We start from the raw sequence: 19,225 nt of genomic DNA, 5'->3' as shown, positions 1-19,225 counted from the left end.
ACAAGGCTCATATTTACCAAATTTCTCTATTTTTATTATAACAGCAAGTCTTCTTTAGTCTTCTGTTGCATCAAATGCAGCCATTTCTTCACTTGCTGCAGCGATTTCTCGGTTCGCAATTTCGTCGTTTGATGAATTATTTTCTCCTATTTCAATCGCTGTTGCATAAATCTCGTCGTCGTCATCATCACCTACCGCAACCTCCGCAAAAGCCGCCTCCACAAAAGTTGCGACCTCCGGATCTGCCCTCGCATCTGCCAAAGCTGCCGTTATCATGTATTTTAGTGCCGATATGTAGTTCCCTCCAGTATTAGTTGTTAATTTATATTTGTCCATAAGTATCTTCTCCTTATAAAATAATAGTATTAGAAATTGCCGATGCCTAATTATGCATGTTCAATATCTAATTATACACTTTGAGTATACCATTAATTTTCTAAAATATCCAATAAAAATATGCCGAATCGTTCGAGCATACAATAACAAAAAATCGCTTCATTCAGGAATAAAAATCTAAATAATTCAAAATACTAATTGTAGACATCTGAAAATCTTATATTAAAAACTGTATTTTATATATGGAAAATATAGTAAGAATCTATTAGAATTAGCATGTCACAAGCAACACATCTTTATATAAGGAGCATATCAAATGTTAAAAGGAATCCCAAATATTTTATCACCAGAGCTTTTGAAAGTATTGATGGAAATGGGGCACGGCGACACTATTGTTATTGCAGACGGAAATTTCCCTGCGCATTCAATGGGTCCTCAGGTAATTAGGCTAGATGGGCATGGTGTCCCAGAAATATTAAAAGCAATATTACAAGTTATGCCATTAGACAAGTATGTTGATGCCGCTACAGCGCTTATGGAAGTTACTCCACAAGACAAAGGAATGGTTCCCGAGATTTGGTCAACTTATAAGCAGTTGATCGATACTGCAGATGGCAATCAAAATATAGAACACATCGAGAGATTTAAATTTTATGACGAGTCTAAGAAAGCATATGCTATTGTGGCAACTGGAGAGGCCGCTATTTACGCAAATGTTATTCTCAAAAAAGGTGTTGTATTTAACTAAGAGGAGGGTATTATGCTAGTAAATTCAAAGAAAATGCTATTGGCTGCACAAGAAGGCGGCTATGCTGTTGCAGCGTTTAACGTCGAAAATATGGAAATGGTAAAGGCTGTTATCAAAACTGCTGTCGAGAATAAAGCACCGGTGATTATTCAAACCACTCCGTCTACTGTTCGATATGCCAGCTTGAAAATGTTTTATGCTATGGTAAAGGCAGAAGCCGAAAAAGTTTGCGTTCCTGTAGCTTTACATTTAGATCACGGGAGCAGCTTTGACCTTGCTGTCCAGGGCATCAAAGAAGGCTACACTTCTATTATGATCGACGGCTCTCACGAAAGCTTTGAAGACAATATAGCAGTATCAAAGGCAGTCGTTGCAGTTGCTCGCCCCAACAACATTACTGTCGAAGCCGAGCTAGGCAAAGTGGGCGGCAAAGAAGATGACTTAGAAGTTGAAGTTGATACAAATACCGATCCTCAAGAAGCAAAAGAATTTGTCGAGCGCACTGGTGTCGATTCTTTGGCCGTTGCAATTGGAACCGCTCACGGATTTTATGTTGGCGATCCAAAGCTAGACAAAGCACGACTTGATGAGATAAAAAAATTGGTTTCTATACCATTGGTGCTGCACGGGGCATCTGGCGTTTCTGATGCAGATGTTGCAGACTGCATTAGGCGCGGGATATGCAAAGTAAATTTTGCCACAGACCTTAGAGTTGCTTATACCGATGGTGTAAAAGAACTATTAAAAGTGGCTCCAGATACTTTTGACCCTAAAAAATTTGGCGAAGCCGGGATGAAAAAAGTTAGCGATCTTGTTAAAGCAAAGATGGAAGTGTGTGGATGCGTTGGCAAAGCGCAAAATTCTAAATGCTGTAAATAGTTTTCTTGTAATGTGAAAGGGGAGAGAACGTTGGATAAATATCTGATGGGTATGGACATTGGAACGAGTTCTTGTAAGGTAGCGATTTTTGATACAAAGGGAGAAGTTGTGGCCCAGACAAATGGAGAGTACCACACCTATTATCCTCAAGAAGGCTTTGTTGAGCAAAACCCCGAAGAGTGGTGGAACGCCGTTTGCGAGGCTTCAAAGCTATGCATCCAAAAGGCAAATATCAATCCTGAACAAATTGCAGGCGTGGGAGTTGCCGGGCAAAGCTGGTCTGCTATTGCTGTTGATGTAGATGGAAATATTTTGGTAAATAACCCTATATGGATGGATAGGCGAAGCTCCGATATATGTAAAATCCTCACAAATCAATTGGGGCCGCAACGCATATTTGAGCTTTCGGGAAATTCATTACAACCAACTTACACAACCGGCAAAATTATTTATTATAAATTGCATCATCCCGCGGTTTATGAACGCATTTTTGCTATATTACAATCTAACAGTTATATCGTATATAAGCTCACCGGAGAATTTTCTCAAGACAAATCGCAAGGCTATGGCATTCATTGTTACGACATGAAAGAGGGCACGTGGGATCAAGATATGTGTGCTCAACTTGGTATTAAAGCATCTATCCTTCCTAAAATATATGAGTGCAGTGACATTGTTGGGGCTATTAACAAAACTGCAGCTGAAAAATCTGGATTGTTAGAGGGCACCAAAGTTGTTGCAGGCGGACTAGATGCTGCTTGTGCCACGCTTGGAGTTGGGGTTATTCACAATGGCCAAACCCAAGAGCAAGGTGGGCAAGCTGGCGGAATGAGCATATGTATTGATACGTATAAAGCAGATTCAAGGCTGATCTTGAGCAATCACGTCGTACCAGGCAAATGGTTATTGCAAGGCGGCACAACTGGTGGTGGCGGAGTTATGCGATGGGTGGAGCGAGAGTTGGGTGACCGTGGCACTGCAAAAGAACGCGGGCTTAGCTCATTTGACTATCTCAACGAAATTGCTGCAGCAGTTCCAGCTGGATCAGATGGCGTAACCTTTCTCCCTTATATGGCAGGCGAGCGTTCACCCATTTGGAATCCATGCGCAAAAGGTGTATACTACGGTCTAGACTTTAGCAAAACAAGAGGGCATATGGTTCGCTCTTCTATGGAGGGTGTCGCATATTCGCTAAAGCATAATCTCGACATTGCAAAAGACGCGGGCGCATCGGTTAAAGAACTCGTTGCCACCGGTGGCTCTGCAAACTCGCTACTGTGGACACAAATCAAATCGGATGTAACCGGCAAGGACATCATTGTGCCCGCATCAGATGAGGCGACTCCTCTTGGCGCTGCTATTTTGGCTGGAGTCGGAGTTGGTATCTATGATAGTTTTGAAGATGCAGTGCGAAGATGTGTCACAATTAAGAGGATGCATACTGCTAACAAAGATAACCAGCTAACCTATGGGCAGGGCTATAAAAAATATCTCAAGTTGTATGATCTATTAGAAGACATGATGCAACCGCAAGAGAATTGATGATAAGAAAGGGTGTTAATATGAAAGCAGCTGTCGTTACTGCAAATGAAGTTGTTGAGTATCTAGATTATCCAGAACCAGAAGTATCGGCTGGTATGGTTAAAATTAAAATTAAGGCATCTGGCATATGCGGATCGGACATTCCTCGTGTACTTCACAATGGGGTTCATTTCTATCCTATCGTTTTGGGGCATGAATTTTCGGGAGATGTTGTGGAAATAGGCGAAGGCGTTAGCAAAGTTAAGGTTGGCGACCGAGTTTCTGGCGCACCACTCTTGCCCTGCCTATCCTGCGAAGACTGCCAGCAAGGCAACTACTCACTTTGCAAGAAATATAGTTTTATCGGCTCTCGAGAGCAGGGAAGCAACGCAGAGTATGTCGTAATCCCCGAGCGAAATGCTGTACCATTTGACTCGAGTATTCCATACGAACAAGGGGCAATGTTTGAGCCGTCCACTGTTGCTTTGCATGGGCTGTTTTTAAACGATTATCAAGGCGGAGCCAAGGTTGCCATACTCGGCGGCGGAACCATCGGCATTTTCACTATGCAATGGGCAAAAATCTTTGGTGCTGCAGAAGTTGTAGTATTTGATATAAGCGACGAGAGGCTTGCACTTGCCAAGAGGATGGGCGCTACAAAAACTTTCAACACTCTCAAAGAAGGATTTATGGACGACGTTTCTGAATTTACGGATGGCAAGGGCTTTAAATATGTTTTTGAAACTGCCGGGCAAACTACAACAATGCATTTAGCATTCGAACTTGCTAGTAACAAAGCAAACGTTTGTTTTATAGGTACTCCACATGTGGATTTGACATTCACTCCTAAAATGTGGGAAAATATGAACCGCAAAGAATTTAAGCTTACAGGCTCTTGGATGTCATATAGCGCACCATATCCTGGAAAAGAATGGGATTTAACCGCCCATTACTTTAAGACTGGCCAGCTCAAATTTGACCCTGCTTTTATTGCAGAAAAAATGCCGATGTCTTTGGCCCAAGAAGCGTTTATGCTTTTTAAAGAGCCCGGAAGAGTTAAGGGCAAAGTATTGTTAATCAACGACTAAAAAATTAAAATTAAAGGAGAGTTAATAAGAATGGAAGTAATTTCACAAAATCTTATACCAAAGAGAACTTTAAACAACGGATTAGAAATCCCGGCAATTGGAATGGGGACATTTGGCTCAGATAGATATAACAGCGAGCAAGTATCTGCTGCAGTTAAAGGCGCAATCAAGGTTGGATACAGACTTTTCGACTGTGCTGCTTGCTATCATAACGAGACTGAAATTGGCAAAGTTTTCACCGAAGCAATAGAAGAGGGCCTTGTTCGACGCAAAGATCTATTTATCACAAGCAAAGTTTGGAATGACATGCACGGTGCGGGCGATGTTTTAGTTTCTTGCGCCAAGAGTCTAAAAGACTTACAGCTTGAGTATATCGACTTATTCTTTATCCACTGGCCTTTCCCTAACTATCACGCGCCTGGTTGCGATGTAGACTCTAGAAATCCAGATTCAAAACCGTTTAGCGTCGAGGAATTTATGAAAACCTGGCAGCAATGTGAAAAATTAGTGGATATGGGTCTTGTAAAATCTATTGGTATGAGTAACATGACAATTCCTAAACTCAAAGCAGTATTGCCTTTGTGTAGAATCAAGCCAGTAGCAATCGAGATGGAGCTGCACCCATGCTTCCCGCAGCCAGCTTTGTTCAACTATCTCAGAGGGCAAGATATTCTTCCAATTGCATTTTGCCCTATCGGATCTCCAGAGCGTCCGGAAAGAGATACCACTGCAACAGATATTACAGACATCAACGAGCCAGAAATCCAAGCAATCGCAAAGGCTCACAACATCCATCCAGCTGTAGTGTGTTTAAAATGGGCTGCGCAACGTGGGCAAGTGCCTATTCCTTTTGCAACAGAAGAAGCATTCTACACTAGCAACCTAAAATGTATCACCGAAGATCCGCTCACAGAAGCAGAAATGAAAACTATCGAAGGCCTAGACAAAAACAATCGTCTTATTAAGGGGCAAGTATTCCTTTGGGAAGGCGCAAATGATTGGGAAGACCTTTGGGATCTCGACGGAGTAATTGTTAAATAATTTTGTAATATAACCTTCTGTGCCAGAATAATCTAGCTAGAAGGTTATTTTTTATGTACAAATTAAGGAGGAGCACATGTATTTTTCGTTATTAGCAATTTTGTATTTGGTATTTATAAGTCTAGGGCTGCCAGATTCGCTTCTTGGAACGGCTTGGCCAATAATGCAACTGAATTTCGATGTCTTAATATCATATATGAGCATACTCAGTGTCATTACATCATTTGGCACCATAATATCTAGCTTATATTCCGACTGGCTCACAAATAAATTTGGTGTAGGACGTGTTGTTGCAGCAAGCGTGTTACTTTCTGCAATATCGATTGCGGCCTATGCGGTTGTCGACTCGTTTTGGGTGCTATGTCTAATTTCACTACCTTATGGGTTAGCAGCAGGTGCCATCGACGCTGCAGTTAACAACTTTGTTGCCTTACATTATAAATCTTCCCATATGAGTTGGCTACACTGCTTTTGGGGAGTTGGAGTATCTATTAGTCCATACATAATGAGTATTTCGCTTGCCAATACATCTGACTATCGACAAGGCTATGCCACAGTTGCCGCATTACAAGTAGCCATACTTTTTGTCGTGTTAACCGCCATGCCGCTATTTAAAAAAGTGGCTACGAGAAATGGCGCTGTCGCATCAGCCACAGAAAATAGAGAATCATTTAAGATTAGTCAGTTATTACAAATCAAAGGTGTCAAATTAATCCTTATGAATTTCTTTTGTTATTGCGCAATCGAGGCAACAGTGGGTGCATGGGCTAGCAGTTACTTTGTTTATGCAAAAGGCATCGATGCCGACGTCGCAGCCCGATTTACATCATACTTTTTTATCGGGATTACTGCAGGACGATTTGCTAGCGGCTTTATAGCAAATAAATTTGGCGACCAAAAAATGATCTTATTGGGAGAATCTGTCATTGCCCTTGGCTGCGTTATGCTATTCTTTAATGCAACGACACTTGCTGGTCTACTGCTGATCGGCTTAGGATGCGCACCTATCTATCCTTCTATAATTCACTCTACACCAGACAACTTTGGAGCGCAATATTCTCAAGCAATTATCGGATTAGAAATGGCCGGAGCATATACAGGGTTACTCTTGATGCCAGCTCTGTTTGGAGTTTTAGCAACCGAAATTGGAGTGGAGCTTTATCCAATTTATACAGCCGCGTTGGCTATTCTTCTTATTACAACCACTGTAATGTTCAATAAGAAAATCGCTAGATCATAAGATCTTTACTTTCGCTCTAAAAATGGCTTCGCACAAGTTTTAACAAAGAAGTCGACCAACGGTCCCATACAAAATGCCGTAATAACCGTTCCTACGTTCACCGCGCCTAAGATTTGGGACCACGATTGATTAGCAATAGCAAAGCACGCAAGCCCAACCATTACGCATACCAAATCCGTTGCTATTCTGCAATATTTAAAAGGCATCAGCTTCCATTTGTTTGCCATGATCAACGCTGTCGCATCATATACAGAAACACCAAGATTTGACACAAAGTAAAACGACGTTGCAAAGCAGAGCAAAACTATAGCAGCCACCAGTAATATAACTCTTGCCAATACACTCATTTCCGGAAAAGCACTCAATAGCGCAGCATGACTAAATTCGATTATGTATCCTAGCAAAAACCAATTTACAAAAGTTGTGATGCCTATATATCGCCTGTCAACAACAGCAACAAAGACAAAAAATACGACACTTACTAAGGTAAACAATGTTCCAAAACTTATGGGAATGATAGCGTTAAGCCCCGACATAAAAGTCTGGTATGGATCTATTCCAAATGCCGCCCTCTTAAACATTCCCACTGCAACTCCCACCAAAACTATTCCAAATACAGACATCCCAATTCTTCTAGCTTTCTTATCCATACTCCACACCCTTCGTAATATTTTATTCATAAATACTACTATGCCTCGCTAAATAAGTCAACTAACAATTATCGCAAAACCAAATTATACAACTTTACTCTTATACTTCATATTATATATTCTGCGACTATATTTATCGATAACAGCAAAATATTTTCAATTTTTATTAACAATTTTGTCCCATTACGCATACTATATATTAAAAAGTATAGGAGGGTGAATCATTATGTTAATAGTAGTAGACGCGGGGCATGGAGGAAACGACTCTGGCGCCGTTGGGCATAGCGGTCTGTATGAAAAGAATGTCGTATTAAAAGTAGCAAGAAAACTTGCCGAACTTTTAGCTTTGGCCGGTATCGAAGCATTGCTAACAAGAAACAGTGATACGTATCTTACATTAATGGAAAGAAGCACATTGGCAAACAACAAAGGAGCAGAATATTTTATCAGCGTACACGCAAATTCAGCAACTAACAACACTGCAAGAGGTATAGAAACTTATGTCTATTCTAAAGTAGGCAAAAGCTATCCACTTGCACAAGATGTTCAAAAACATCTTATAGCGGCAACAGGATTTAACGACAGAGGGGTTAAAGTTGGCAATTTTTCAGTATTGCGAGAAACCAAGATGCCTGCCATTTTAGTTGAGATAGGATTTGTATCCAATCCAGAAGAAGAAGCACTTTTATCAAACGATGCTTTTTTAGATAAAATAGCAATCAGCATATATAATGGAGTTGCAGAATATCTCAATCTTAAAATAGAGACAGAGACTATGGGACAGGAAGCAATCAATAGACTTTTTGAATTAGGAATCATTCCAACAAAATACAACCCCGATTCTAATGTAACCTGGGCTCAACTCGCAACATCATTATTACGAATAATTAACAAATAAAACGAGATTCTAGATTTTTATAAATGTTTTTGATATAATAAGAACAAAAGAAAAGAAAAGATGAGGTGTTATCATGGTAATGGATGAGTTTAAAGAAGCACGAGCACAAATCAAAACTGCTCCTTTTAAAGTAAAAGTAGATTATTACTGGTATTACTACAAAGTTCATGTACTCACTACAGTTGCTGTAGTTTGGATATTTGGAAGCTTAATCTACAATTTTGTTACACAACTTCCCGTCGCGGTTAACGTAACAATGATAAATGCTTTTGAAATCGAAGATGTAACAGATCAATTTGTTTCTGATATTGCGGAATATTTTGGATTATCAACAGACGAATATGACTTCGATTTTGATGCTACAACGCTTTTGGACCACGAGCATCAAGATATGAACTATGTAGCAGCGCAGCAAAAATTAATTGGACTAATAGCATCAAGGGCTATCGACGCATTTGCTGCAGACACATTTACATATCTCACAATGATCGGAACAGGTATGTATATAGATCTCAATACTATATTTAGTGCCCAAGAGATGGAGCAATACAAAGATAAAACAGTGAAAGAATGGATGCTGCAAAAACATTTATCAATTATATCATGCAAAATTAAGTTATAAACAAATTTATATTTGCTGCAAATGCAAGGAATAAACTGCTCCTTGTTGTTTTTGCAGCAAGTAAAAACGTTGCGGCAAAACTATAAAACAGTTCTTTGTATGTTTATAGCTCTTATGACATAGCAATAGTTTCACTTATAACGCCTTGATGAGCCATATTCCAAAATATTTTTCTCTAATTTCTGCTGTGTTTCTGTATCAATATCTTTAAACGCCACTCTATATATAAATTGATGCTGCTCCTTGTTGTTTTTGCAGCAAGTAAAAACGTTGCGGCAAAACTATAAAACAGTTCTTTGTATGTTTATAGCTCTTATGACATAGCAATAGTTTCACTTATAACGCCTTGATGAGCCATATTCCAAAATATTTTTCTCTAATTTCTGCTGTGTTTCTGTATCAATATCTTTAAACGCCACTCTATATATAAATTGATGCGTATCAACTTCCTCGAAGTGTTCCAAAATTCTTCCCTTTAGAGTAAGACGCAGATTATGAAAACTAAAGTTTATGTATACATTTAATGGAGGAACAATTTTTGTTATACTAGTAAACTTCAATCCACCTGCAGAGATATCAATAGTAATACCTTTGATTGGTGGTGGCGGCTTAACCTTAGAATTTTTTTCTGCAATAACAATCAATGTTACCGGCACCGTTGCCTCTTGCCTAAAATGGTTTCTCTGTCTTTTTTGATGAATAGGCGAAATAATTTGTGCCATATAAAAAGTAGATTTGTCTTGCGGAATCTTTTTTACAATCGAAACATTCGCAACAAAAGTAGAATGGCTTGTTAGCATATTAATAGTATGCTTTTTAGACAAGTTAAGATTGATATTGGTTTGACGAAGTTCTAGCAGCAAATTGTTTTCTTGCCAGTTTGCAAGTTTAACACCATAAGTAGTGTTCTCATCAATTAATTTTATACGCATATTGGGATCTAATAAGATTACAGACTGATACGTATAAATACTTTTTTCAATTTCATTTTCTGTATAATTTTTCATTACAAAATTCCCCCTTTTAGTATTATTTTGTAGGTAGTCGAACAGTGCACTGCACCATTCACTACGCTATTTTTTATTTCTTAGTTTTTTCTGGCGCATATTCACTTTCCAAAAACGCCATAACTTCATCTTCTGGCATTGGTTTGCTAACAATATATCCTTGCAGTATATCGCAATTATAAGATAGCAAATAATCTAACTGCTCACGCTCTTCTACTCCTTCTGCCACAACCTCCAGATCCAATTCATGTCCCAAATTTATTATTGGTCCTACAAGATTTTTTCTTCCGGTACCAATATCATCTACAAAACTTTTTTCAATTTTTAACACATCAATTGGCAGCTGCTTGAGATAAGTTAAAGACGAATATCCCGTTCCAAAATCATCCAAAGCGATTATAATCCCCATGTCTTGCAATTTTCTAATCTTTGCAGTATTAGTTTTTATATCTTTCATCAATATAGTCTCTGTAATTTCTATATGCAGTTGCTTGGTATTCACTTTAGTCCGCTCTACTATTTCACGCAATTCTGGAACAAAGCTCTTTTGAGTAATTTGCACAGCAGAAATATTAACGGCAACATGAACGTTTTCATATCCCGCATCTCTTAATTTATTAATAAATTTACAAGCTTCTTCAATAATCCAAGCTCCCATAGGAATCATAAGCCCTGTTTCTTCTGCACTTGTAATAAATTTAAATGGCGGAATAATTCTTCCATCTGGCTTAAGCCATCTAATTAAGGCTTCAAATCCACGCACTTTATTTGTTAGCATGTCTACCTGAGGCTGATAATACAAAGAAAATTCGTTATTTTTTATACCTTCTCTAAGATCACTTTCCATATACATTTTTTCAAGTACTGTTTGTTTAAACGATGGGTTATAAAAAACAAAGTTACGCTTGCCTTCTGCTTTTACTCGATGCATAGCAATATCAGCATTATTTAATATATCTTCAAAATTTTTCCCATCTTTTGGATAAACAGAGATTCCCGCACTATAAGATACACCAAAGCTTACTCCCGAATTAGTAAATGGCTCATCAAATATTTGTGACAGAACCATCATAAAATCGTTGATTTCATTTTCATCTTCAAAATCTTCTATTACTATTAAAAATTCATCTGCAAAACATCTACCTATAATAAATTTATCATGTTTTATACCATTAACTCTCTTTATTATTTCATTTAGAACGGCATCACCAAAAGCTCTCCCAAATGAATCATTTATCGATTTAAAATTATCTGCATCTAAATAAATAAACGCTAACTTGGTATCTTTGTGCTCATTGAAATATCTAATGAAGAAATTTTTATTCGGACTTCCTGTCACTGGATCATATAGCAAGCTCATAGACTGTTCTTCACTATTTTTTTCTTCATTTATATCAACCATTGTTACAAGAATGTTCATCAGATCACTATTTGCAGGTCTAAAGTATTTTACCATCAAATATATCCAAATATTTCCACGAATTGAATGGTTATATCGAATTTCCATACTATATTCAAATTTATTAGTTTTTAGAGCTTCTTCATGATAACTACATATTTTTGAATAAGAGAAAATATCAATATTCTTGTGATTTTCTAAAAAAAATGCATTTTGATTTAATAATTCACGAATTTTTGTAGAGGCTTGAGACTTTTCTATCGCACCTGTTTTTATGTTTAACTTGTACAACACAGTTGGAGTGTCATCTTCTATATAAAAATTTTCTATTTCTATGGCTGTACTTAATTCTCGATATTTTTTATTCAAGGCTTTCTCTAAATCAGATACATTTGAATGTAATTTTTTTGTATATCTATTATTTTTCTGAATTAGATCATATTTTTTAATATCTATAGCTGATAATTCTATTTCTTGTTTATTTGTATTTTTTTCAATTGTACATACCGTATAGATCAGTTCTTCATCTCTTGATTTAAATGTCATATCTATACTACTCTTGTTGTTTGTATCTCTTATCTTTTTCCAAACAGTATCTACGCTCTCCACATTTTTATACAAGATTATATCTCGAAATTGGTCCTCTTTGTCGTTTAACCCTAATCGTTTTTGAGCATATTCATTCGCTGCAACAATTGTACCATTGTAATCAATTTTCAATATCATTACTTCTTCTAATGTCCCATTATTATATTGTTCAGGCATCTGGCTCCTCCTTTAAAATCTTATTTATAATTAGTAAATTAAGGGAAATTTGTTCTACTGTTTTTAATCCTCAATATCAGCTCATGTTAGTATACCTCATAAAGAGCTTTCTGTAAACTTCTTTTCATTACTCGAAAAATCTGTGTCAACAAACTATCCACTTAAAGTTTGAACAGTATAATTAAAAGAAATAACTTACTCTACATAAAATACAATTTTTTGTATATTAACATTAAACATTTTTGCTAGACATATCTCTGAGTCCTTTGGATAATTTACACTTTTAACTATTCTCACATTAGGCTGAAAAATATTTACAGAACTTTCTTCTGTTACAACTGCAATGTCTCCACTGGTTAGCTCCACCAAAGTGTCTGGTTCATATACATTGGTATTTTCTCTAAAGATTTCTAAATAATGTGGATCTAATGACAATGTCTTCTTAACAAAATCGGCTTCCAAAGTTAAGCAATGTTCTTTTAGTTGCTGCTTTATATTGTAATACGATTCTATTATGGAAATAATTCGAGCTCCTTTTGGAATAGTTTCACCCTTCAACCGATTTGGATATCCAGAGCCATCATATAATTCTTCGTGAGCCAATATTATACCCAAAACATCCTCAGGAAGATTGTATTTTTCTTTTAAATACTCATACGATTTTTTGGGATGATGTTTATTATTTTCTCCACTAATCCACTTAATATTCGGCGTTACAAGCGAAACATCTTTTAGCAATGCCGCCAAACACACCGCTGCAGTTGCTCTCGGGTTTAGTCCTAATTTTAGCGCAAACAAAGTACTTATCATAGCGATATACACTATTTTTTCTTCTGTTGCGTTTCCTTCTATTTTTGCATCCTCATATACTATATCCAATTCATTCCTATTTGTATAGTAGTATTGCACAATCTCATTAACAAGTTCTATTGTTCCAATCAAAGCTTCATTAGTAGCTAGTCCAACAGCTGTAATCGCAATCATTTTTTTGAGCGTTGCAATTTTGTTCATCATATGCCCAGAATCAGCAATATACTTAGGATTAGCCGCTGTAAAACAATATTCATCTGTAATATAGACAGACGCTACTTTTTCGTCCTTCAATTTTCCTAACTGTGCTTTAGTAAGCCTAGTCCCACGAGGAAATATCATTTCACCTGTTTCACCCAATACATCTAATGCTAGCTCACTATCTTCTTTTAACCTTATAGTTGGTACGCTTCTCATAATCTCTCTCCTTTATTATCTTTTAAATTTACTTTTAACTTGAGATTTCGATAATTTATTATCATTTCTAGCAATTTTACTTAAGGTCTGTCGTTGATACAATAAAATATCATATATTAACTTTTCTTGTTTACGATATTCTACATTAATAAATGCTACTCTATATACAGTATCTTTTTCTTTACTTTCTTCAAAGTGAGTTAAAACCCTTCCTTTTAAATGGTATTGATTATTTAATAATATAAAATCTATATCGATTATTGTATCATCTTCTATTATTTTATTAGTTGCAAATTTAACTCCTCCGGCCGATATATCCATTGTCATAACGCTCAACATCAGCTCCGATTCTTCAAAATATTCATCTCTAATATCGGGTTCTGGCAAATATATCATTAGTTCAATTTTTGCTTCTAATCTAAAATGTTGTCTAGATTGTTTTTTATGTATGGGCGAAATTAGTTCTAATACATAAAATACATTTGGGTATTTTAAAATTTTATTTGTTGCATTCACATTAGCTAATAACAACGACTCTCCAACTTTAAATTGAATAACATACATATGATTAGTATCTAATGGTTTTTCTTGTGGCAATGCAATAATTATTTGCTTTTCTTCCCAGGAAGATATAGTTGATACATAACTCACCTTGCTGTCTGAAATTTCTAATTTTACTTTAGTACTTGATGTAATTACATCTTTCCATTCTTGTATACTATCTTTAATTTGTTCTTGTCGCATTTTTTGTATTCTTAACTTACTGATTTTTTCTTGAATTTGCATTTGTTCTTGTTTTTTTTTCTTTACTTCTGATACAGGCGATGTTTTTATCATATAGACACTTCCTTTCATTGTTATTAATATAATTATATATTTTTTTCTTTAATTATATCACATTTTTCAAAAAAACGTCTATATTTTTCCAATTATTTTTTAAATATATCCAAAAAGGCTAACTCCAGCACATATTCATACCAGAGTTCATTGTACTTTTTTTATTATATTTTTATTTCATTTTTTATTCTATTATATACTTCGTTAAAAGAAAGATCATACTTTAGCGAAATTTTTTTAACATCTTCATATTCAGGGTATACATATGTCTCATTTTGGTGCGTCACAACTTTAACTCTACATCTACCAAAACTTGACTTCACCTTCTTTATTTCTCTTTTCAAAATGGTTCTATCAACTTTATATTTTCTAATGCCTATTGTTGATAAATGTTTAAACACAAAATTCTCGACTTGCTCTATCTTTTCAAGTTTACAAAGGACACTAAGTTTTATAGCTGGTCTATTTTTTTTCATTTGTATAGACGTAAAATATGCATCATTAATTCCTAGTTCAAACAATTGTTCAAGAACAAAGCCGAGATTTTCACTCGTGCTATCATCTATATTTGTTTCTAGCATCCATAGACTATCTACACAGCTTTTTTTTTAGTTTCTTCTATTAACATTGTTCTAAGAATATTGGCATTTGGAAAATCCTTTTGACCCACACCAATTCCTGTTTTTACAATTTTAAAATCATTTGGAAGTTCATCAATATTTACCAATGCTGCAAGCACGGCTGCGCCAGTTGGTGTTACCATTTCACTTCTTGTTTCTGTGATTCTCATATTTAGACCACTTTCCTGAAATATATTCACTACTGCAGGTACTGGCACTGGCATAATTCCATGTGCACATTGCACAAATCCTGTCCCTTCATAAACTGTTGATGCTGCTATTTTGCTTATGCCTATATTATCTATACATACCGCCACGCTTACTACATCCACTATAGAGTCCACTGCCCCTACTTCATGAAAATGTATTTCGTTCATCGTTTTGTTATGCGCTTTTGCTTCGGCTCTAGCAATAAAGCCAAATATCGATTTTGCAATAGTTTTTGCGTTCTCTGTTATTCCACTTTCATCAATGATTTTTGTGATATCCGCTAGGTTACGATGCGTATGGTGACCATGGTTGTGTTTTTCTGACTTATTATTTTGTGTCTCTTCTACTTCTGTGTCCTTCTCTTCTTCGGCTTTGCTAGAATCTTCATCTACTGCTTCTGAAACATGGTGATAATGATCGTTTTCTCCTATATAATCTGGATGCCTTCCGTCTGCCAATGCGACATTAAAGCTAGTTCCAAAAATTCCGCATTTGCTACTGGTATCTATTTCCAGTTTGTATCCATCAATATTGAGGCTATCTAATGCATCAAGCAACACTTGCTTATCAGCTCCCAAATCCAACAAACTAGCAACACTCATATCTCCGCTTATTCCACTGAAACATTCAAAGTATAATATCATAGTAATTCTCCATTCGTCATATTTTTATTTTGCCGCATTTACAATTAATCTATTGATTTGCGTACCTAGATATCCTGCCCCAAATCCGTTATCTATATTTACAACACTGATTCCTTCGGCACAAGAATTTAACATGGTCAACAACGCTGAGATCCCTTTAAAGTTTGCTCCATACCCTATTGATGTTGGCACTGCTATCACAGGCTTATCTACCATTCCTGCTAATACGCCAGGCAATGCTCCTTCCATTCCCGCAACAGCAATTATACAGTTTGCCTTATTAATTTCTTCTATTTTAGAAAATAATCTATGAATACCTGCAACTCCCACATCATAAACACGCAATACTCGGCTTCCAAAAAACTCTGCAACTTGCGCAGCTTCTTCTGCAACCGGTATATCACTTGTCCCTCCTGTACAGACTGCCACCATTCCTGTATGATTTTTCTCTACCGTTTCTAATTTTAAAATTCTAGAGACTGGTTCGTATATTACGTCTTCAACTTCTTGTGCCACTGCAAGATATTGTTTTTCAGTTGCCCTAGTTCCCAGTACTTCTATTTTTTCTGCTACAAAATGCTTGTATATTTTAGCAAGGTGCTCATCGCTTTTACCTTCACAGAAAATTACTTCTCCAAATCCGCTCCGCAACTTTCTGTGGTGATCGATTCTCGCAAAGCCCATATCTTTAAATGGCAAATGCTTTAACACCTTTTCTGCCTCTTCTATAGAAACAGCACCAGACTTTACTTCTTTCAAAATTTTACCTATATCCATTGATACCAATTTATCCTTTCTGCAAATGTATATCCATACTTCCACTTCTAAAGCCTTCTAAATCTAACGTTATATACAAAAACCCCAACTGTTTAAAACGCGCAACGATATCTTCACGATGCGCCACGGCAGAATTAATATCTGTTGAATCTATTTCTATTCGAATGATATTATCATGCAGTCTCACACGATTCTTGGCAAACCCTAGATCTTTTAAAAAAGCTTCTGCAATATCAATTTTCTCCAGTACTTTCATATCCAATTTGGTATTATATGGAATTCTCGTTGCCAAGCAAGGTGCACTCGGCCTATTATAAACGCTCAACCCCATTTGCTGTGCATATTTTCTTACTGTTGCTTTATCGATTTTTAATTTTGCAAGAGGGCTAATTATCCCCAACTCTTCTAATGCCCTAATCCCTGGACGATATTGAGATAGATCATCTAAGTTTGTGCCATCCACAGCGTATTTTAAATTATGCTTCGCAGTATAATCGATCAGTTCCTCAAATAAAAATCTTTTACAATGATAACATCTGTCTATCGGATTTTCTATTATCTCTGCTTTTGTGAGCTCATCTATAAATATTACTTTGTGAATTGCCCCAACTTCTTCTGCAACTTTTGCCGCAATTTCAAGATCCGCTTTGGGATGCAAGCTTGTTTCAAATGTTACCGCATGCACCAAGACTCCCAACTTTTTGCCTTCTTCTGCAGCTACTTTAAGCAACAGCGAGCTATCTACTCCTCCAGAAAATGCTATGGCAACTCCCTGCGCAACCAGCTCTGCCATAAATTTTTTTAGTTGATTCATATCTATTCCTCTTTATTATATCGTAATTTCGTTAATTAATTTTTTGCCTGCAATAAATCTAGCTACGTTTTGTAAAAAAATTTCTATTATCGCTTCTTGTATGCCAGTTTTTCCTGCTCCGCCCGCACAATGAGGTGAGATAATAGCAGATTTGATACCCCAAAGTCTGTGATCTGCTGGCAGTGGCTCGGGATCTGTTACATCCAATGCCGCTCCAGCAAGCTTTCCGTTTTCTAATCCATCACACAGAGCTTCGGTATCCACTATTGCTCCTCTAGCTATATTTATCAAAATTGCGTTGTCTTTCATTTTGGCAATGGCCGCAACATCAATCAAATGTTTTGTTTCATCATTAAGCGGCGCTGCGATCGCAACTACATCCGCTCTCGGAAGAAGATCGTCCAACTTATCAATCAAGTAGACTTCATCTGCATAATCTGGCTTCCCTAGATTAGAACGTCTTACTCCTATTACATATGCGCCCATCGATTTTACCAACTTCGCATATGCGCCTCCTATTTCACCCATTCCTATTATCAACACTGTTGAATATTTGATAAGACGAACAGCTGGCATATTTTCCCATTTTTGCCATACACCCATTTTTTGAAAATCTCTATGAATATTAAAATGCCTAAATAAAATCAAATTCATTGCCAACATATGCTCGGAAATCGAATCGTTATATGCCCCACTAGCACTAGCAAACTTAATATGCTTTAGATTCTTATGCTCTAACAAGAAATCAAACCCAGCAGACTGCAACTGAACAAATTTGAGATTTTGTAGATTTGGCAACCTTTCTATTTTTCCTATTCCAAACATAATATCTGCATTCTCTAAATTATTTTCTCCAAAAGCAACAGTCACTTCTGGATAACTTTCTTTTAATCGCTCTGCTATCATAGCAAAATTTGGTGCCATAATATTTATCTGCATCAATATCTCCCTTTCAAAATATTTGCCACATCATTCTATCGCAATAATTATATCCAATCAAGGTATAAAATATTTATGACGCATAAAAAGCTTGATAGTTACTGCTGTTTTTGCTAAAATAAAACCAAAAAGGGGAACCATTATGAAAAAAAGGTTAAACTACCTGAGCGAAGTTAAGGCAAAACGCAAACGAAATAAAATAATTTTTAATACTATAATTGCGTTATTAGTTATATTCGCTATAATAATTATTATTCCAAACGGCTATATGATACAAGTAGCTGGGCACAATGTTGGTGTGGTAGAATCAAAAGAAGTCTTTGACGAAAGTTTAGAAGTTGTTCTTGCACAAGTGAGGCAACAATATGATTCCGATGTAAAATTAGAATATATGAACGAGGTTAAGATATTCCCATTCAAAATGCTTAATAGCAACAAAATCACTTCCAATTATCTTATCACCTATTTACGAGAACATCTCGGATTTATGATAGAGTTTCGAGAGCTATATGCTGGTGATACTTTAGTAGGAATCATCGAATCTGACGAAATGCTCGATGATCTTCTTAGTGCTCTTACCATTAAATACTATGGATCGGACCAACCGTCTGAGTTTGTTACAAAACTTACCACCAAACCATATTTTACAACTACGAAATCGCTTATGAGTTTTGATGAACTTGTTGCTGCAGCAGCGCAATCTGTACCTGCTAAAGTGGAATATAAAGTTAGAGCAGGTGATACATTGTGGGAAATTGCAGAAAGTCTTAGAATAAATAGAGACGAAATTACAAAGAATAATCCTAAGATAAAAAATGGGGTTGTTGTTTTAAATTCGGTCATTGAAGTTACGATTGACGTGCCTTTAATTGACGTGGCACTTACAAATAAAAATGACGCTAGAGAATTTATCACATATATAGAGTAAGAGTAAACAAAACTCGTGAGAAAAGGAGCAAAATA

20 protein-coding genes are annotated in these 19,225 nt (G+C 36.4%); 9 read left to right on the top strand and 11 right to left on the bottom strand.

What is annotated here, in order from left to right; translation table 11 throughout:
- Positions 1-54 precede the first annotated feature (54 nt).
- Positions 55-336 carry a hypothetical protein gene (locus PCY70_RS11720; RefSeq protein ID WP_305767468.1) on the bottom strand — a complete coding sequence of 94 codons (282 nt, stop codon included), beginning with the start codon at positions 334-336 and terminating at the stop codon, positions 55-57.
- Positions 337-652: 316 nt separating this feature from the next.
- Between PCY70_RS11720 and fucU the strand changes: the two genes are divergently transcribed.
- From fucU to PCY70_RS11690, 6 genes are all read left to right on the top strand, one after another.
- A complete protein-coding gene (gene fucU, locus PCY70_RS11715; RefSeq protein ID WP_305767467.1) occupies positions 653-1,084 on the top strand; it encodes an L-fucose mutarotase in 432 nt (143 codons plus the stop codon).
- Between the two features lie 9 nt (positions 1,085-1,093).
- Entirely contained in the window at positions 1,094-1,963 is an 870-nt protein-coding gene (locus tag PCY70_RS11710) for a class II fructose-bisphosphate aldolase (protein WP_305768973.1), read from the top strand.
- A 30-nt stretch (positions 1,964-1,993) separates the two neighbouring features.
- Positions 1,994-3,505 (top strand): xylulokinase, encoded by a 1,512-nt coding sequence (locus PCY70_RS11705; protein WP_305767466.1) that lies wholly within the window; start codon positions 1,994-1,996, stop codon positions 3,503-3,505.
- A 20-nt stretch (positions 3,506-3,525) separates the two neighbouring features.
- Entirely contained in the window at positions 3,526-4,572 is a 1,047-nt protein-coding gene (locus tag PCY70_RS11700) for an alcohol dehydrogenase catalytic domain-containing protein (protein ID WP_029488131.1), read from the top strand.
- A 30-nt stretch (positions 4,573-4,602) separates the two neighbouring features.
- A complete protein-coding gene (locus PCY70_RS11695) occupies positions 4,603-5,613 on the top strand; it encodes an aldo/keto reductase (RefSeq protein ID WP_305767465.1) in 1,011 nt (336 codons plus the stop codon).
- Between the two features lie 76 nt (positions 5,614-5,689).
- Entirely contained in the window at positions 5,690-6,853 is a 1,164-nt protein-coding gene (locus PCY70_RS11690; protein WP_029488132.1) for an MFS transporter, read from the top strand.
- A 5-nt stretch (positions 6,854-6,858) separates the two neighbouring features.
- On the opposite strand, the gene PCY70_RS11685 is transcribed toward PCY70_RS11690, so the two are convergent.
- Complete coding sequence (locus PCY70_RS11685) at positions 6,859-7,503, bottom strand: YczE/YyaS/YitT family protein (RefSeq protein ID WP_305767464.1); 645 nt, start codon at positions 7,501-7,503, stop codon at positions 6,859-6,861.
- Positions 7,504-7,729: 226 nt separating this feature from the next.
- On the opposite strand from PCY70_RS11685, the gene PCY70_RS11680 reads away from it, so the two are divergent.
- Together PCY70_RS11680 and PCY70_RS11675 are read left to right on the top strand one after the other, a co-directional pair.
- Positions 7,730-8,401 (top strand): N-acetylmuramoyl-L-alanine amidase family protein, encoded by a 672-nt coding sequence (locus tag PCY70_RS11680; protein WP_305767463.1) that lies wholly within the window; start codon positions 7,730-7,732, stop codon positions 8,399-8,401.
- Positions 8,402-8,474: 73 nt separating this feature from the next.
- Positions 8,475-9,023, top strand: a complete 549-nt coding sequence (locus tag PCY70_RS11675) for a hypothetical protein (RefSeq protein WP_305767462.1) — start codon at positions 8,475-8,477, stop codon at positions 9,021-9,023.
- 332 nt (positions 9,024-9,355) lie between these two features.
- Here the strand turns inward: PCY70_RS11675 and PCY70_RS11670 are convergent, their stop codons facing one another.
- The 9 genes from PCY70_RS11670 to PCY70_RS11630 all read right to left on the bottom strand — a co-directional run bounded on the left by PCY70_RS11670 (position 9,356) and on the right by PCY70_RS11630 (position 18,262).
- Positions 9,356-10,030 carry a PilZ domain-containing protein gene (locus tag PCY70_RS11670; protein ID WP_305767461.1) on the bottom strand — a complete coding sequence of 225 codons (675 nt, stop codon included), beginning with the start codon at positions 10,028-10,030 and terminating at the stop codon, positions 9,356-9,358.
- Positions 10,031-10,103: 73 nt separating this feature from the next.
- The gene (locus PCY70_RS11665) at positions 10,104-12,194 is read right to left on the bottom strand and encodes a putative bifunctional diguanylate cyclase/phosphodiesterase (RefSeq protein ID WP_305767460.1); all 2,091 of its coding nucleotides are present in this window, start codon (positions 12,192-12,194) and stop codon (positions 10,104-10,106) included.
- 195 nt (positions 12,195-12,389) lie between these two features.
- Entirely contained in the window at positions 12,390-13,421 is a 1,032-nt protein-coding gene (locus PCY70_RS11660; RefSeq protein WP_305767459.1) for an HD-GYP domain-containing protein, read from the bottom strand.
- 15 nt (positions 13,422-13,436) lie between these two features.
- Positions 13,437-14,258, bottom strand: coding sequence for a PilZ domain-containing protein (locus PCY70_RS11655; RefSeq protein WP_305767458.1), 822 nt, complete (start codon positions 14,256-14,258; stop codon positions 13,437-13,439).
- 164 nt (positions 14,259-14,422) lie between these two features.
- On the bottom strand, positions 14,423-14,839 hold the full coding sequence (gene larC2, locus PCY70_RS11650) for a nickel pincer cofactor biosynthesis protein LarC2 (RefSeq protein WP_010167732.1): 417 nt from the start codon (positions 14,837-14,839) through the stop codon (positions 14,423-14,425).
- Positions 14,840-14,850: 11 nt separating this feature from the next.
- Complete coding sequence (gene larC / locus PCY70_RS11645) at positions 14,851-15,732, bottom strand: nickel pincer cofactor biosynthesis protein LarC (RefSeq protein WP_305767457.1); 882 nt, start codon at positions 15,730-15,732, stop codon at positions 14,851-14,853.
- 24 nt (positions 15,733-15,756) lie between these two features.
- Complete coding sequence (gene larB / locus PCY70_RS11640) at positions 15,757-16,509, bottom strand: nickel pincer cofactor biosynthesis protein LarB (protein ID WP_305767456.1); 753 nt, start codon at positions 16,507-16,509, stop codon at positions 15,757-15,759.
- Positions 16,510-16,519: 10 nt separating this feature from the next.
- Positions 16,520-17,323 carry an ATP-dependent sacrificial sulfur transferase LarE gene (gene larE / locus PCY70_RS11635; protein ID WP_305767455.1) on the bottom strand — a complete coding sequence of 268 codons (804 nt, stop codon included), beginning with the start codon at positions 17,321-17,323 and terminating at the stop codon, positions 16,520-16,522.
- A gap of 15 nt (positions 17,324-17,338) precedes the next feature.
- Positions 17,339-18,262, bottom strand: coding sequence for a D-2-hydroxyacid dehydrogenase (locus tag PCY70_RS11630; protein WP_305767454.1), 924 nt, complete (start codon positions 18,260-18,262; stop codon positions 17,339-17,341).
- 142 nt (positions 18,263-18,404) lie between these two features.
- On the opposite strand from PCY70_RS11630, the gene PCY70_RS11625 reads away from it, so the two are divergent.
- On the top strand, positions 18,405-19,190 hold the full coding sequence (locus tag PCY70_RS11625) for a LysM peptidoglycan-binding domain-containing protein (protein ID WP_010167741.1): 786 nt from the start codon (positions 18,405-18,407) through the stop codon (positions 19,188-19,190).
- Positions 19,191-19,225: the final 35 nt, after the last annotated feature.

It is taken from the genome of Candidatus Epulonipiscium viviparus (genome assembly GCF_030708075.1).
In the GTDB taxonomy this organism is placed as follows: Bacteria; Bacillota; Clostridia; order Lachnospirales; family Cellulosilyticaceae; genus Epulonipiscioides; species Epulonipiscioides viviparus.
This window is presented reverse-complemented; position numbering and strand designations above follow the sequence as displayed.

Bases quoted from the DNA above. Each gene is read 5' to 3' on its own strand.
- PCY70_RS11695 (WP_305767465.1), top strand. From the start codon at position 4,603: ATGGAAGTAATTTCACAAAATCTTATACCAAAGAGAACTTTAAACAAC.
- larB (WP_305767456.1), bottom strand. From the start codon at position 16,509: ATGGATATAGGTAAAATTTTGAAAGAAGTAAAGTCTGGTGCTGTTTCT.
- larC (WP_305767457.1), bottom strand. From the start codon at position 15,732: ATGATATTATACTTTGAATGTTTCAGTGGAATAAGCGGAGATATGAGT.
- PCY70_RS11630 (WP_305767454.1), bottom strand. From the start codon at position 18,262: ATGCAGATAAATATTATGGCACCAAATTTTGCTATGATAGCAGAGCGA.
- PCY70_RS11665 (WP_305767460.1), bottom strand. From the start codon at position 12,194: ATGCCTGAACAATATAATAATGGGACATTAGAAGAAGTAATGATATTG.
- PCY70_RS11685 (WP_305767464.1), bottom strand. From the start codon at position 7,503: ATGGATAAGAAAGCTAGAAGAATTGGGATGTCTGTATTTGGAATAGTT.
- larE (WP_305767455.1), bottom strand. From the start codon at position 17,323: ATGAATCAACTAAAAAAATTTATGGCAGAGCTGGTTGCGCAGGGAGTT.
- PCY70_RS11690 (WP_029488132.1), top strand. From the start codon at position 5,690: ATGTATTTTTCGTTATTAGCAATTTTGTATTTGGTATTTATAAGTCTA.
- fucU (WP_305767467.1), top strand. From the start codon at position 653: ATGTTAAAAGGAATCCCAAATATTTTATCACCAGAGCTTTTGAAAGTA.
- PCY70_RS11655 (WP_305767458.1), bottom strand. From the start codon at position 14,258: ATGATAAAAACATCGCCTGTATCAGAAGTAAAGAAAAAAAAACAAGAA.
- PCY70_RS11660 (WP_305767459.1), bottom strand. From the start codon at position 13,421: ATGAGAAGCGTACCAACTATAAGGTTAAAAGAAGATAGTGAGCTAGCA.
- PCY70_RS11670 (WP_305767461.1), bottom strand. From the start codon at position 10,030: ATGAAAAATTATACAGAAAATGAAATTGAAAAAAGTATTTATACGTAT.
- larC2 (WP_010167732.1), bottom strand. From the start codon at position 14,839: ATGCTAGAAACAAATATAGATGATAGCACGAGTGAAAATCTCGGCTTT.
- PCY70_RS11675 (WP_305767462.1), top strand. From the start codon at position 8,475: ATGGTAATGGATGAGTTTAAAGAAGCACGAGCACAAATCAAAACTGCT.
- PCY70_RS11680 (WP_305767463.1), top strand. From the start codon at position 7,730: ATGTTAATAGTAGTAGACGCGGGGCATGGAGGAAACGACTCTGGCGCC.
- PCY70_RS11625 (WP_010167741.1), top strand. From the start codon at position 18,405: ATGAAAAAAAGGTTAAACTACCTGAGCGAAGTTAAGGCAAAACGCAAA.
- PCY70_RS11700 (WP_029488131.1), top strand. From the start codon at position 3,526: ATGAAAGCAGCTGTCGTTACTGCAAATGAAGTTGTTGAGTATCTAGAT.
- PCY70_RS11720 (WP_305767468.1), bottom strand. From the start codon at position 336: ATGGACAAATATAAATTAACAACTAATACTGGAGGGAACTACATATCG.